Genomic DNA, 13,830 nt, shown 5'->3' on the forward strand with positions numbered 1-13,830 from the left:
ACTTCATGAACTGGTCCCGTACATCACGTCGGTGCGCCTCGCGCGCCTTCGTCCTGACCGCCACGCTGGCAGCAGCCCTGGCCGCGCCGGGGCTGCTCAGCTCGGTGGCCGAGGCGGCAGCACCGACCGGCAGCCCGACGAGCAGATGCCCGTCGCTGCCCCAGATCGCCGGCCCACTGCAAAGCTGGGAGACGGTTACCGCCCTGCCGACTCCCCGTGTCCATCTCGCGGCCACCACGGGATGTGACGGACGAATCTATGCGATCGGCGGCCAGGCCGCCGAGACGGGCGCCGGCGGCGGCGCCCCGGGATCGCCTACGGGGACGCCCGGCCCGACCGCGTCACCGACTACACCCACTTCACCAACCACCACACCCACTTCGCCAACCGCACCCGCATCACCGACGCAGTCGCCGGCCCCCACCGGGACGCCCGGAAGTTCCGCGACGACGACATCGACGGTGGGTCCGGCGAGCCTGACCCGGAAGCCACTGGCCGGTCCGCTCGGCCCGTCAACCGATGACCCGACCACCAGCCCGACCACCGACCTGCCCACCGCGACGTTGACCGGATCACCCGGCGCGAGTCCGACCGGTTCACCGACCACGCCCGGGACACCGACGGGCACCGGCTCACCCACGTCACCGCCGGGCGTCGCACCCCTGACGCCGGTGGGGACGGTCCAGGTCTACGACCCGCGGAAGAACGCCTGGACGGACGCGCCCGATCTGCCGACCGCGCGTACCCACCTCGCCGCCGCGACCGACCTCGATGGCCGGATCTACGCGATCGGCGGCCGGTCCGGCAGCTCGAACCAGCCCACGGACATCGTCGAGGTGTACACCCCGTCCAGCGGAAGCTGGTCGACGGGGAAGCCCCTGCCGAGCGCCATGGGTGACCCGAGCGCGGCCCGCGGCACCGACGGCAGGATCTACGTTCTCGACGCGAAGACCCTGGCGATCTACGACCCCGGCTCGGACAGCTGGTCGACGGCCGGGGCGCCGCCATCCGGGAACAGGGCTCCGGTCCTGACGGCCCTGCCGGACGGCCGGATCCTGGCCGCCGGCGGCATCGGGGCTGGCGGCGGCTCCGCAGCGCGGGCAGCCACCGACGTCTTCGCCTATACACCGGGTTCGAAAGCGGCCGAGAAGGGTTCGTGGGCCCAGATGTCCGACCTGCCGGACGGCGTCGCGGGTGCCGCCGGGGCGACCGGCCCCGACGGCCGGGTCTACATCATCGGCGGGCGGGACAGCGCCGGGAACGTCACCGGGGCGGNGCAGGNATACACCCCNAAGGACGACCGGTGGGCCGCCGGACCGACCAGCTCCCCCTCGACCCGGGCCGGGCATGCCGCGGCGACCGGTGGTGACGGCCGGGTGTACGTGCTGGGTGGAACGTCCAGCTCCGGCAAGACGCTGAACACCGTCGCCGCACTAAGCAAATAGCGAATAGCGAATAGCGAATAGCGAATAGCGAAACAAGTAACGAACAACGCCGTCAGCCGGGCGCCGGCCGTCCTGTCCCATGAGGCCGGCCCCGGCTGCTGGCCGCGTTTACTGAGGTCAGTCCCGCTTGAATGCCTCCCGGCGCAACATCTGAAATAGCGTCGGGGCGCCTTCGCGGGTCGTCACGGCGACCGCCTTGTGTACGAACCGTACCTCGATCGCCTGTTCGAGCAGGCTCGCGGCCAGGTCCGCGCGGCTGGTGAAGATACCCGGCGCCTGGTCCTCGTGAAGCTCGTAGCTCGTCACGGCGGGCGCGTCGAACAGACCCGAGGGACGCATGATCGTCCAATCTAGGTTGCTATCGCGCAGAAGTTCCTCCATGCGGCGCATATCGCGGTAGGTCGTCTTGCCGATCGTCGCGGTGATCAGCGGCTGGAGGACCCGATTGAGCAGGAAACCGCCATCGGCATGATGATGCGGCTCGGTGGCACTCGAGCTCACCACGACCACTCGCTTGACCCCGTGCCGGAACATCGCCGCAGTGATGTTCCGGATTCCGTCGCTGTAGATGTTGATCGGTTCGCGCGTAAACGGCACGCCAAGCGTCGACAGCACCACGTCGGCTCCTTCGACGGCCCGATCGACGGCCTGGGCGTCGTGCACGTCGGCCCCCACGACGTCGAGCCGTTCGTGCGTGATCGGGAATTCCGCCGGGCGCCTGGTCACCGCGACGACGTCGTAACCGGCGGCCAGCGCCTGCTCGGTCAGCAGCCGGCCAGTCGGCCCGTTCGCTCCGAACACGACAATCCTCATTGCTGCGCTCCTCCTGACCCGCGGGTACGCGGATCACCTGCCTGTCGGATGTCCGTCGGATGTCTGTCGGANCCCGCCGGACAGATGTGACCGCCGTGCCCACCGGCCACCGGCCACCAGCCACCAGCCGTCCCCCGGACCCGGACGGGTGGCGTCGTCACATCGGCGGTGCCGCGTTCGTCAACTGCTCAGGAGAGGCTGGTTCGGCGGGGTGCAAGCGAGAGGTGCAGGCAATGGAGGATGCGACGTGGCAGGCCGAGCAGTTCGAGCGCCAGCGCCCGCGGCTGCAGGCGGTCGCGTACCGCATGCTCGGTTCGCTCAGCGAGGCCGAGGACGCCGTCCAGGAGGCATGGCTGCGGCTGAGCCGCTCCGGCGACGAGGCGATCAACAACCTCGGCGGTTGGCTGACGACGGTCGTGGGTCGGGTATGCATCGACATGCTGCGTGCCCGCCAGGCGCGCCGGGAGGACTTCGTGGGCACCTGGCTGCCCGAGCCGATCGTCAGCGCCGAGGACGGTGACGGCCCGGAGCAGCAGACCGTGCTCGCCGACTCCGTCGGCCTGGCGCTGCTCGTCGTGCTCGAGACGCTCACCCCGTCCGAGCGGCTCGCGTTCGTCCTGCACGACATGTTCGCCGTGCCGTTCGAGGAGATCGCCCCGATAGTCGACCGGACCCCCGCCGCGGCCCGCCAGCTCGCCAGCCGCGCCCGACGGCGGGTGCGAGGCGCCCCGACGGTCCCGGACCCCGACCTCGCCGCACAGCGCAAGGTCGTCGCCGCGTTCCTGGCCGCAGCCCGGGCCGGCGACTTCGACGCCCTCGTCGCGGTGCTCGATCCCGACGTCGTGTTCCGCGTCGACACCGGCTCACGCACCCGGCTCATGCCCACGCTGCTCACCGGCTCCGCGGACGTCGCACAGCACACCGCCATCCAAGGCCCCCGCTTCGCGCGGCACTGCCAGCCAGCCCTGGTCAACGGCACCGCCGGGATCGTCGCGCGCACATCGACCGGTGTCATCGCCGTCGCCGGCCTCACCGTGCGCGACGGCCGGATCGCCACCATCGACCTGATCCTCGACCCTGACAAACTCCACCGCCTGGTTCTCGCCGACTAGGGGTGTTTTTGACCGGGGTGTTTTTGACCGACCCGGAGACAGTCTCGGATGTGTCAGTCTCGGATGTGTCAACCTCGAATGATGTCAACCTCGAATGATGTCAACGGCCGGTGGGAAGATAGGCGGCGGTGATCGCGGTGGCCAGCGCANGCTGCCCCTGGCCGTTGGGGTGGAACGCGGCGGAGAACGGCGTTCCGAGGAGGTCGACGTCGGGAGGGCTGCCTGTACTGCTGCAGAACTCGTGCCCGGCGAAGGCGTTTTCGGTGTCCACGTAGGTCACGCCGGCCGCCCTCGCGGCGGCGCGGATCGTGTTGTCGAGGTCGTGGACGGTCTGGTTGAACCAGGCCGCGTCGGCCGGCTGGATGCGTACCCCCAGCTTCCCGAGGACGCTGACCGGGCAGGGTGCGTCCAGAGCGTCGGGGAACAGCCGGGGATAGCCCAGGACGAGGATCCGTGCCCCGGGGGCGAGGCTGCGGGCCCGTCGGACAGCCCGGTAGGTCGCGGTGAGTTGTGGCTGCAGGGTGTTCAGAGCGGCCCCCACGGCCGGTGCGGAGTGGTCCCGACAGGACGGGAGAAGTGTGGTCACGTGCAGTGCCGCACAGTAGACCGCGATGTCGGCGAAACCGATGTCGTTGCCGCCGACGGTGAGGGTGACCAGTCCGACGGTGTCGGCCGACCCGTCCAGATAGGTGTCCTGTGGTGGGGTGCCAGGCCCCTGCGACGTGGAGAAGTCCCGAGTGCGTGCGCCCGCGCAGGCCCCGAAGGTGAACAGTGGATCAGACGTCGCGGACGGCGGCGGGTCCTTGGTGGCCNGGGCGGCGTGGACGAGAGCCGGGTAGGCATCGGTCGAGCGTCGGCAGCCACCGAATGGCCGGTAGCTGCCCGGGAGGTAGTCGGCGACGGGGCCGGCTCCGTCCCCGGAGGAATACGAGTCACCCAGCGCGACGTAGCGCAGCGCGGTCAGCCTGGTCCGCGAGGATCGTGAACGGCCGGACCGGTCGGTCGCGGTCAGCTGGAACACGTAGTTGCCCGGAGCCGGGAGGGTCACCGTCGTGTCCGGCGCGTCACCGGCGAATCGGGCCGGGGCCGGTCCCGACAGCATCGTCCACGCTGTGGATGCCGCGGGCCCGGTGACCCTGCCGTGCAGGGCCACCGCGCTCAGCCCGACGACTGTGCGCGAGCGTCCCGCCTGCACGGTCACCATCGCCTGCCGCGAACGTGTCACCGTCGTCACAGAAGGTTGCGATGTCGCTGCCGCGACGTTCTGCCGGCTACGGGATACCTCCGCTGCGCCCGTGTCACGGCAACCCGCGACCACCACGGCCGCCACCAGACCCACCACGAGCATGCTCCACCGGCATCGCCCGAGATCGCTACCCGTCATACCGTCATGATGACAGGCCGTGGAGTGGAGTCCACGGATGTGATGCACGTGGAGTAGCAGTCCTGCGCCACCCCAGAACAGTCCTGCGCCACCCCAGAACAGTCCTGCGCCACTCCGCGACGGTCCTACGACACCCCAGAGTGGCGGTCTGTAAAGGGGACGGCCACCGCATGATCCCTTCGAGAAACATACGAAGCAACTCGACAAGGAAGAACCGCGATTACACGCACCGATGGTAAAGCGTAATCATATGTCCGTTAATGTCGGTCTATGGATCGACGGATGCTCCTTTCCCTACTGGGCATCGGCGCCGCGCAGGCGCTGATCGGATGCTCGGCCGGCACGGCGCCCGCCAAGCCCGACACCCACGCCACCGACACCGTGCGCGGCCCTGGCCCCGTCCCAGCGGTCGCACCCGTACCCACGCCCGGGAATTCCGTAGCCACGCCCGGGGATGGAGTGGTCACAGGTCCGTCGCCCTCGTTTCCGCCGATGCCCCCGCCGCATCCAGGCCGACCCACCGTGACCTTCCAGGCACCCGCCCGGACCCAGCAGATCGCCCTGACGATCGACGACGGCTACGATGCCGCGACGGTCGCCGGCTACGTGGCGTTCGCCCAGCGATCGAAGATCCCCATCACGTTCTCGCCGAACGGCGCCTACCGGGCGATCTGGGACCGCCACGCCGACGTCCTGCGTCCGCTGGTGGAGTCCGGCCAGGTGCAGATCGGCAACCACACCTGGACCCACAAGAACCTGCTGCACGAGACGGACACCGCGATCCGGGCCGATATAGAGCGGAACGAGCAGTGGATTCAGCGAACCTTCGGGATCACCAGCCGGCCCTGGTTCCGTCCGCCCTACGGCGCCCACAACCCCCACGTCGACGGGCTCGTGGGCGAGCTCGGCTACACCCGGGTCCTGCTGTGGAACGGCAGCTTCGGCGACTCGACCACACTCACCCCGCAGCAGCTCATCGGGCTTGCCGAGCAGTACCTCAAGCCAGGCACGATAATGCTCGGCCACGCCAACCACCAGACCATCCTCGGCCTGTTCGACAAGGTCCAACAACTGATCGAGCAGCGCAACCTTCAGCCGGTCACCCTGGATACCATGTTCGGCACCTCCCGCGCCGTCGGCTGACAACGGCAACATTTCCGCGGAAGCGACGATCTCGTCCTGGTCGGAAGGGCCCGAGGAATGCCCGGTCAAGAAACTCCCGGTCAAGAAATGCCCGGCCAAGGAGCCAAGGAGTTTCACCCGGGCCGGCCCTTCCGAGGTCAGGTGAGCAGGTCGTGGACCGGTACCGGGGTGAGGCCGGCCGTGCGCAGGTTCGCGACGATCCGGGGGAACGCGCTGACGGTGCCCGGGTAGCCGAAATGCATGCTCACGATGGAGCCTGGCCGGGTGCCGGCCCGCACCCGCGCGACGACGGTGTCGGCTCCGGGGGAGGTGTAGTCGAGCGGGTCGACGTCGAAGTCCACAACCGTGCGGTACCCGGCGGCGCCGGCCTCGGTGAGGATCAGCGGGGTGGCGGTGCTCGTGCCGGAGGGCCGGAAGTAGCGGCCCTGCGTCGGGGCCAGTCGGGCCAGGACGTCCCGGCAGCCGGTGATCTCCGCGGTCACCCGATCGGCTGGAAGCGTCGTCAGCGCCGGGTGGGTGTAGGTGTGGTTCGCCAGTTCGTTGCCGGCCGCGAGGATGACGGGGACGAGGTCGCGGTGCCGGTCGAGCCATTGCCCGACCGCAAACACGGTGATCGGTGCCGAGAGCCTGGCGGCGTCGGTGAGGAGCTGATGGGCCAGGGACAGATCCTGACCCGCCTCGTGCGGGCCGAGATGGAAGGTGAGCGCGACCCGGGACCGGTCACGCGGTCCGTGGGTGACCGCCGCCGCCGCGCCTCCCGGCACCAGCTCCGGGCCGCCGGCCGCGCCGGCAGCGGAAGAGGCCGCCGCGGTCTCACCCGATGTGCCGCCAAGGGCAGGGGCGAAGGGTGACGGCGTTGCTCCTGAGGACGCTGGTGGCGCCGAGGGGGTCGAGCCACCGGTACCGCAGCCCGCCAGCCCCGTAGCCGCCGCCGTACCGGCCACAGCCAGGAACTGACGACGAGAGGTACCACGACCGGCCGGCTGAGACATGACGCTGAGGGTATCTCGGCTACGGGGATATCCCGGCCACTGGAGGCGCCCGATGGGCACCCAGGATCACCAGCCGGGTACCGTGAGGCCACGGGCGGCCAGACCCCGACACGAGCCTTCTTGTCGACGATAGATCACAACCAGGCAAGCGATCAGTAAAACCAGGCAAGCGATCAGTAAAACGCCTTTCTACCATATTCGATTATGCGACCGTCCGACGGGGTCGAAGGGCCCCGCGTGAAAAGACGGTACTAGCGTGTCGGCATGCCAACCAGGGCGAAATCGCATCAACCCCGGCCCGGGAAGCGGCCCCGGCCGTACGGCCCGATCCTGCTGGCCGGCCTGGTGGTCCTTGTCGTCGCCCTGCTGGCGGGCTGGGCCCTCCGTGACCCGGGCAACCAGGCTGCGAACGCTGGANCCCNCCCGCAACCGCCTGCGTCCCCGGGCGCGTCCCCGGGCGCGTCCCCGGCCGCGTCCCCGGCCAGGGCGGGAGCAAGCCCCACCGCCGCCGTTGCTGGTGGTACCACCGTTGCTGGTGCTACCACCACTGCTGTGGATGTGTACGCCCACGCCCATGCCGGGATGCTGAGCCCGGTCGTGCGCGACGNTCCGCAGCTCGTCTATGTCCCGAACCTGTCCGACGGCACGGTCAGCGTCATCGACCAGCACACGCTGCGGGTAGTGGCCACCTACCCCACGGGGCGCGGCCCGCAGCATGTGGTCCCGTCCTGGGACCTGCGGACACTGTGGGTCAACAACAACGTCGGGAACAGTCTGTCACCGATCGACCCGCGGACCGGGCGCCTCGCCGGCCGGGCCATACCGGTCACCGACCCNTACAACCTGTACTTCACCCTCGACGGAAAGAGCGCGATGGTCATCGCCGAGGCGAACCACAGCGTCGACTTCCGCGACCCGCACACCTTCGCCCTGCGCCACAGCCTCGACGTGGGCAGCCGGTGCGCGGGCGTCAACCACGTCGACTTCTCCCCGGACGGCACCTATGCGATCGCCACCTGCGAGTTCGCCGGCCAACTGGTCAAGATCGACCTGGCGCACGAGCGGGTCCTCGGCTACCTCGATCTCGGACGCACCGCGGCCCCCCAGGACATCAAGATCGATCCTGCGGGCCGGGTCTGGTACGTCGCCGACATGAACGCCGGCGGCGTCCACCTCATCGACGGGGACACCCTCACCAAAACCGGCTTTGTCCAGACCGGCCCGGAGGCCCACGGCCTGTACCCCAGCCGCGACGGCCGCTATCTCTACGTCGTCAACCGGGGCGGCATGATGACCTCCGACATGGTCCCGTTCCCGCATACCGGTGATCGGGGCTCCGTGTCGGTCATCTCCTTCACCACCAGGAAGATCGTCGCAAACTGGGCCATCCCCAGCGGCGGGACCCCCGATATGGGCAACGTCAACGCCGACGGGACCCGGCTGTGGCTGTCCGGCCGGCGCAGCAACGTCGTGTACGTGTTCGATACCGGCGGGAACGGCGGGTCGGACCCGACGACCGGCCGGCTGTTGACCGAGATCCCGGTGGGCCACGAGCCGCACGGGCTCGCTGTCTGGCCGCAGCCCGGGCGCTACTCCCTCGGCCACACCGGAATCATGCGATAAGCCCTCGCGTGTTCGATACTCCTGTCCATCGGCTGTCCACCGGCTGTCCACCGGCTGTCCACCGGCGCACCGCCAGCACGATCACCTCCGGGGGAAAACCGGAGCCCCCCTACCTGCCAAGATGAGACGAGACAGGCAGTACGTTCCATCTGGGCTGGCTTGGGCGGGGCTGGGATAGGTAGATCGGGTGATCCTCGCGGCGCTGTCCCGGCTGTTACCCCGGGCCCGCTGGGACGTCTTCTTCGTCACCCCGGCCACCGTGCTGCGGTGGCCGGGGTGACCTCCTCCGGCAACTTTCTTACCGGCGGCACGTTGCCTTGACGCCGGCGACAAGGTTTAGCGTCTTGCCCCGGGCGGGTGAAGGAGGTCGGATGCTGATCGGCGAACTGGCGGAACGGGCCGGCACGAGCACCCGCACGCTGCGCTACTACGAGTCACACGGGTTGGTACGGCCACGGCGCTCCGCCAACGGCTACCGCGTCTACGACGAGACAGAGCTGCGAGTCGTCCACGAAATTCGGGCCCTGCTCGCTGTGGGCTTCGACCTCAACGACATCCGCCCGTTCGTCGCCTGTTTGCGGGCCGGCAACACGTCGGGACACGTTTGCCCGGACTCTGTGCTGGTGCTGCGACGCAAACTCGCCGAAGTCGATGTCTGTATCAAGCGGCTCGACGCGGTACGGCAGCAGTTGCAGAGCCAGCTCGCTCAAACGATCGCGATGCGGCCGTAGTAGCCGTCGCTGACCGACGAACAGTCATCGAGCTCAACGTCCCTGTCCGCCCGGCCAACGGCGGGCGGGGNGCAATGGGGNATCAGCAGATCGGAAGAATGAGATGAAGTTCGCAATCGGCTACAGCACGCCCTACTACGGTGTCGACCCGGACCGGATCACTGCCTACGCCCAGCATGCGGAGGAATGCGGCTTCGAGGCACTGTATCTGCCGGAGCACATCGTGCTGTACCCCGGGGCGATGGTCGGGTCCATCGAGATCCCGCCGTCGCTGCCCTACGCCGATCCCCTCGATTGCCTGAGCCTCGTCGCCGCGGCCACGAACCGGATGCTGCTCGGCACGGGCGTGCTGCTGCTTCCCTACCACCATCCAGTGGTCCTCGCCAAGCGACTGGCCACCATTGATGTGCTGTCCAAGGGGCGGATGCGGCTATTGACCGTGGGGCTGGGAACCTTGCCGGGCGAGGCCCAGGCGGTGGGGGTGGATTTCAGCACCCGTGGTCGCCGCGCCGACGAGGCGATCGACGTGATGCGACTGCTCTGGGCCGGGGGCGAGGACGGGGTCAGCTTCCGCGGGGAGTTCTTCGACTTCGACAACCTGTGCAGCTTCCCGAAGCCCTACGGCGTTACCCAGCTGCCCATCCACGTTGGTGGATCAAGTCGGGCGGCTGCACGCCGGGCCGGGCTGCGAGGCGACGGCTACTTTCCCGGCGGTGCGCTCGGTCCTGATGAGCGTAGCCTCCAACTAGACCTCGCCCGGTCGACCGCCTTCGAGGCTGGCCGTAATCCGGATGCTCTGGAGTACACGCGATGGGGGTCGATCGACATGACACCGGAACGGGTGGAGGCGTTCGCCGCGCAGGGTGTGACCCGCATCGTCGTGGGCGCCACGGCCATCGATCCAGTTCAGCAGCGCGACGAGATATCCGCGTTCGCCCAGCGGTTCGGCCTCCTCGACCGCCTATCGACCTGACGGTTCGGCCAGACCAGGTCGGCGGCGCGTATGTTCTCGACGTCCGCCAGTAGGCGGAGTTCACCTCCGCCTACTGGCCGGGTGCGACCTCATGTCGAGCTCGGCGACTTGCCCGCCCACCTCGCCGACGTCGCAGCCGGGCTACCGGCCAGCGGCACAGGTCCGGGTCGGTGTGGGCATCCCACCTGCACGCCGGCGCTTGATCCCACCCGCCGCCGGCTCCTGCCCCAGGACCGACCCACCCCCTTCTGCAGGGAGTCTCCGCCTTGACCAGCGACAACCACGGCATCATCGAAGCCGGCCGTGCCATCCGCCCCTACCTCGCCGACTGGTTCGCCCCCCAGGACGCCGCAGCCTTCGACCAAGGGATCGCCGCCCTGCTCACCACTGCCAACCCGGCCGACGCAGGAACCCAGGCTGGTCAGCTGCGCGCCCTCCTCGAAGGCCACCCTCACACCGGCCGGTTCCTGCGCGATGTTCTCGCCGACGCCCCGCACTACAGGCCGCCCGACCAGCAGCCCCGCTACCAGCGCACCCCCCGCCCCAGCCCCCTCGGCGACCCAGGTCCAGTCGCCGCCGACCGGTACAACTGCCCGCGCGGCGACTACACCTGGTACCGGCCCGACCTAGGCAGCGCCATCCCCACCTGCCCCACCCACCAGGTCACCCTCGTACGAGGCTGACAGGCATGCTCGAGGAGTTCTGGAAAACAGTCGGCGAGAAAGTCGCCGACCGATGGGCATCGATCGCCGCCCCCGCCCTGGTGTACTGGCTCGCCCTCCTCGCCGTTTGGACCTACCACCACGGCGGCCTTCACACCCTCAGCAACCACACCAGCTGGCTCGACCGGCAGACCCCCGCAATCCAAACCCTCGCCATCCTCACCGCCCTACTCGGCATCGCAGCCACCGCGGTCCTGGTCAGCAGCGCTGCCACTCCGCTGCTCCGACTGCTTGAGGGCTACTGGCCGGCCATCGCCGACCCCCTCCGCCACCGCCTCGCCGCCCGCGCTGCGGCACGCGCCGCCGCAGACGACCTCGCCTGGCAGACAGCACACACTGCCGTGCANCCCCCGAACNCCCCCACAANCCGGCAGCTCGTCGTCTACACCCGCCTCGAACGGCGTCGCCGACAGCATCCATCCCCAGGCGCCCCCGGCTTCTTCCTAGCCACCCGCACGGGCAACATCCTGCGCGCCGCCGAACGACGCCCCACTGACAAATACGGCTTGGACACCATCATCTGCTGGCCCCGTCTCTGGCCTCTGCTCCCTGACACCCACCGGACCGACCTCGCCGCCGCCCGCACCGCCCTCGACACTGCCGCCACCATTACCCTGTGGGCGCTGCTCTTCGCCGCCACCGGTGGCCTCTACACCCTGCTTGCCATCCCTGCGGGTCTCGCCGTCGCCACCATCACCGTCACCGTNGTCATCCCCGCCCGTGCGCAGGCGTTCGGCGAACTGATCGAAGTCGCCTTCGACACTCACCGCACCCAGCTCTACACCCACCTTCGTTGGCCGCTCCCCCACACCCCCGCAGAAGAAAAACCCGCGGGGCAAGCCCTCACCGCCTACCTCTGGCGCGGTTCCGACAACAACACCCCTAACTTCACACAGCCCACCCCGTGATCTCCCTCTGATCTCGCTACAACAACATTGCCAACACCGTCACGCGTCCTTTTCCTCAAACGTCGAGGTTCTCAAACGTCGAGGTTCTGGACAGACACTGCGGACAAAGGGGAGACTCTGCCACATTCGAAACCAGCAAATTCGGCAGGTATGGGTCCGGCCCGGAAGGCCGGACGTTGAGGAAGCCTCGTCACAGAGGAGAGGGGAACGAGTCGATGCGGGACGATCTTCTTGCCAGGGTCCAGGAGCGACTGGAGCTGTTCGCCGCCGAAAGCTCCCCCGAGATCGTGTTGGCCAACGATGCGGTGTTGGAGGTGATGGGTCTCTTGAACGCCGTCCCGGATCCGTCCATCGACACGGATGTTCTGCTCGCGGCCGGTCTTCTGTACTGGTGTCGTTATCTTGTGCTGGGAGGTGACGATGGCCGGCCGGACCTGGCGCGGGCACGGGAACTGCTGGCATCGGTCCACCGGTCGAATCCGACCCTTCTACCCAGCGAGATCCGTGACGCCCTTGACGAGGCTGACATGAACCCGAGCAGCCGGGAAAGGNTGGCACTTCGCGCCGAACACCTGTACGGCCAGTCGACGAAAACCGGTGACGTCGACGGTCTCAGCGAGGCGATCGCCCTGTTCCGACGCGCGTCTGCTGTTACGCCCGTGAGTCATCCGCTTCACGTCGGGCTCCTTTCCAATCTCGCGACGGCGTTACAGACGCGGTTCGCCTGGACGGGTTCGGACTCCGACATCGACGAGGCGGTCGACCTCGGCCGGCTGGCCGCCACCCGGGCACCGGAGAACCACCCTTCCCGCTTCCTGGTGCTGTCGGGTCTCAGTGGTTCGCTATGGGCGCGATGTGTGCACCGGAAGTCGCCGGCGGACCTGGAGGAATCCCTGCAGGCAATCCGGCAGGCGGTCGCGGTCATCCCGCCACAAGATCCTAATAGCGGCCGTTATCTGTCAAACCTAAGTAACATTCTGCGTTCCCGGTTCGAGTGGACGGGCGCGCGAGCCGATCTCGACGAGGCAGTGGAACAGGGTCGACGCGCCGTCGATGTGACGCCGGCCCACCATCCTCAGTACGCGACGATGCTCACCAATCTGGCCGTCGCGCTGCAGACGCGTTTCGTGCAGGCCGGGGTCTCGACGGATCTAACGGCCGCCATCGATATCTTTGGCCGCGCGGCCACAGTAACGCCTCCCAGCCATCCGCACTTTCCGGTCGTCTTGGGAAACTTGAGTGCTGCGCTGCTGGTCCGGGCGCTGCACACCGGGACGGACTCCGACCTCACCACGGCGGTGGAGACGGCCCGGCGGGCAGTGGCTGTGACTCCTCCCGGCAGCCCGGACCGTGCCCGGCGTCTCTCCAATCTGGGCAACATTCTCCGGGCACGTTTTGATCGGGTCGGGCTGCTGGTTGACCTGGATGAGGCTGTGGAGGTCTGCCGGCAGGCGGTAGTGGCGACGCCGGCCAGCCACGCGGAACGGGCCGTGATACTGACCAATCTTGGGGCCGTGGTGGGTCTGCGCGCGGATCGAATCGGGCGCGCGGCCGACCTGGACGAGGCAGTCACCGTCGGCCGGCAGGCGGCGGCTGCCACCTCGACGGAGCACACGGCTTGGGTCCCCGTCATGGTGAACCTCTGCAGGGCGCTGTCACGACGCGCCCGGCTGGCTGGTACCTCCGCAGATCTGGACGAGGCGGTGGAAACTGCCCGCGCGGCGCTCGCCGCCGCCGAGGCCAAAGAGAACAGAGCCTTTGTCGCGGCCGCGGCGTCGAATCTCGGCGAGACCCTCCATCTCCGCTTTGACCGGACAGAAGACATGCCCGACCTGGACGGTTCCGTGGCGGCGTACCGGATGGCGGTCGATGCTCGCGGCGATGACCCGGATGCTGCCACTTCCCTGTCCGGCCTCGGTCTTAGTTTGTGGAACCGTTTCGAACACACTGGGAGGCCGGCGGATCGGGATGTCAGTATCGCCGT

11 protein-coding genes and 1 pseudogene are annotated in these 13,830 nt (G+C 68.7%); 9 read left to right on the forward strand and 3 right to left on the reverse strand.

Translation table 11 applies throughout. The features are described 5' to 3' along the window. The first annotated feature begins 5 nt into the window (after positions 1–5). A complete protein-coding gene (locus ALLO2_RS09250) occupies positions 6–1,445 on the forward strand; it encodes a kelch repeat-containing protein (RefSeq protein WP_035731147.1) in 1,440 nt (479 codons plus the stop codon). Positions 1,446–1,562: 117 nt separating this feature from the next. On the opposite strand, the gene ALLO2_RS09255 is transcribed toward ALLO2_RS09250, so the two are convergent. After that, positions 1,563–2,258: an NAD(P)-dependent oxidoreductase gene (locus ALLO2_RS09255; RefSeq protein WP_011434640.1), complete on the reverse strand. Its 696-nt coding sequence runs from the start codon at positions 2,256–2,258 to the stop codon at positions 1,563–1,565. Between the two features lie 233 nt (positions 2,259–2,491). Between ALLO2_RS09255 and sigJ the strand changes: the two genes are divergently transcribed. Next, complete coding sequence (sigJ, locus tag ALLO2_RS09260; protein WP_011434639.1) at positions 2,492–3,370, forward strand: RNA polymerase sigma factor SigJ; 879 nt, start codon at positions 2,492–2,494, stop codon at positions 3,368–3,370. A gap of 100 nt (positions 3,371–3,470) precedes the next feature. Here the strand turns inward: sigJ and ALLO2_RS23255 are convergent, their stop codons facing one another. After that, entirely contained in the window at positions 3,471–4,595 is a 1,125-nt protein-coding gene (locus ALLO2_RS23255; RefSeq protein ID WP_198030976.1) for an SGNH/GDSL hydrolase family protein, read from the reverse strand. Between the two features lie 441 nt (positions 4,596–5,036). Between ALLO2_RS23255 and ALLO2_RS09270 the strand changes: the two genes are divergently transcribed. Beyond that, positions 5,037–5,897: a polysaccharide deacetylase family protein gene (locus ALLO2_RS09270; RefSeq protein WP_023840183.1), complete on the forward strand. Its 861-nt coding sequence runs from the start codon at positions 5,037–5,039 to the stop codon at positions 5,895–5,897. Positions 5,898–6,034: 137 nt separating this feature from the next. Here the strand turns inward: ALLO2_RS09270 and ALLO2_RS09275 are convergent, their stop codons facing one another. Continuing rightward, on the reverse strand, positions 6,035–6,661 hold the full coding sequence (locus ALLO2_RS09275) for a polysaccharide deacetylase family protein (RefSeq protein ID WP_023840184.1): 627 nt from the start codon (positions 6,659–6,661) through the stop codon (positions 6,035–6,037). Between the two features lie 492 nt (positions 6,662–7,153). Here ALLO2_RS09275 and ALLO2_RS09280 point away from each other — a divergent pair, with 492 nt between their 5' ends. The 6 genes and pseudogenes from ALLO2_RS09280 to ALLO2_RS28170 form a co-directional block, all read left to right on the forward strand. Next, complete coding sequence (locus ALLO2_RS09280; RefSeq protein ID WP_035731151.1) at positions 7,154–8,512, forward strand: YncE family protein; 1,359 nt, start codon at positions 7,154–7,156, stop codon at positions 8,510–8,512. Between the two features lie 371 nt (positions 8,513–8,883). Then, positions 8,884–9,243 (forward strand): MerR family transcriptional regulator, encoded by a 360-nt coding sequence (locus ALLO2_RS09285; protein ID WP_011434634.1) that lies wholly within the window; start codon positions 8,884–8,886, stop codon positions 9,241–9,243. Positions 9,244–9,346: 103 nt separating this feature from the next. Continuing rightward, positions 9,347–10,216, forward strand: a complete 870-nt coding sequence (locus ALLO2_RS09290; RefSeq protein WP_011434633.1) for a TIGR03619 family F420-dependent LLM class oxidoreductase — start codon at positions 9,347–9,349, stop codon at positions 10,214–10,216. Between the two features lie 266 nt (positions 10,217–10,482). Then, positions 10,483–10,899, forward strand: coding sequence for a hypothetical protein (locus ALLO2_RS09295; RefSeq protein WP_011434632.1), 417 nt, complete (start codon positions 10,483–10,485; stop codon positions 10,897–10,899). A gap of 5 nt (positions 10,900–10,904) precedes the next feature. Continuing rightward, positions 10,905–11,846 carry a hypothetical protein gene (locus ALLO2_RS09300; RefSeq protein ID WP_035731154.1) on the forward strand — a complete coding sequence of 314 codons (942 nt, stop codon included), beginning with the start codon at positions 10,905–10,907 and terminating at the stop codon, positions 11,844–11,846. A gap of 527 nt (positions 11,847–12,373) precedes the next feature. Then, positions 12,374–12,901 (forward strand): annotated as a pseudogene (locus ALLO2_RS28170) (tetratricopeptide repeat protein); the annotation flags it as partial. Positions 12,902–13,830: the final 929 nt, after the last annotated feature.

This window comes from Frankia sp. Allo2, from assembly GCF_000733325.1.
GTDB classification, from domain to species: Bacteria; Actinomycetota; Actinomycetes; order Frankiales; family Frankiaceae; genus Frankia; species Frankia casuarinae.

Excerpts from the sequence above, each read along its gene's own strand:
- ALLO2_RS09290 (WP_011434633.1), top strand. The coding sequence starts at position 9,347 with ATGAAGTTCGCAATCGGCTACAGCACGCCCTACTACGGTGTCGACCCG.
- sigJ (WP_011434639.1), top strand. The coding sequence starts at position 2,492 with ATGGAGGATGCGACGTGGCAGGCCGAGCAGTTCGAGCGCCAGCGCCCG.
- ALLO2_RS09285 (WP_011434634.1), top strand. The coding sequence starts at position 8,884 with ATGCTGATCGGCGAACTGGCGGAACGGGCCGGCACGAGCACCCGCACG.
- ALLO2_RS09255 (WP_011434640.1), bottom strand. The coding sequence starts at position 2,258 with ATGAGGATTGTCGTGTTCGGAGCGAACGGGCCGACTGGCCGGCTGCTG.
- ALLO2_RS09270 (WP_023840183.1), top strand. The coding sequence starts at position 5,037 with ATGCTCCTTTCCCTACTGGGCATCGGCGCCGCGCAGGCGCTGATCGGA.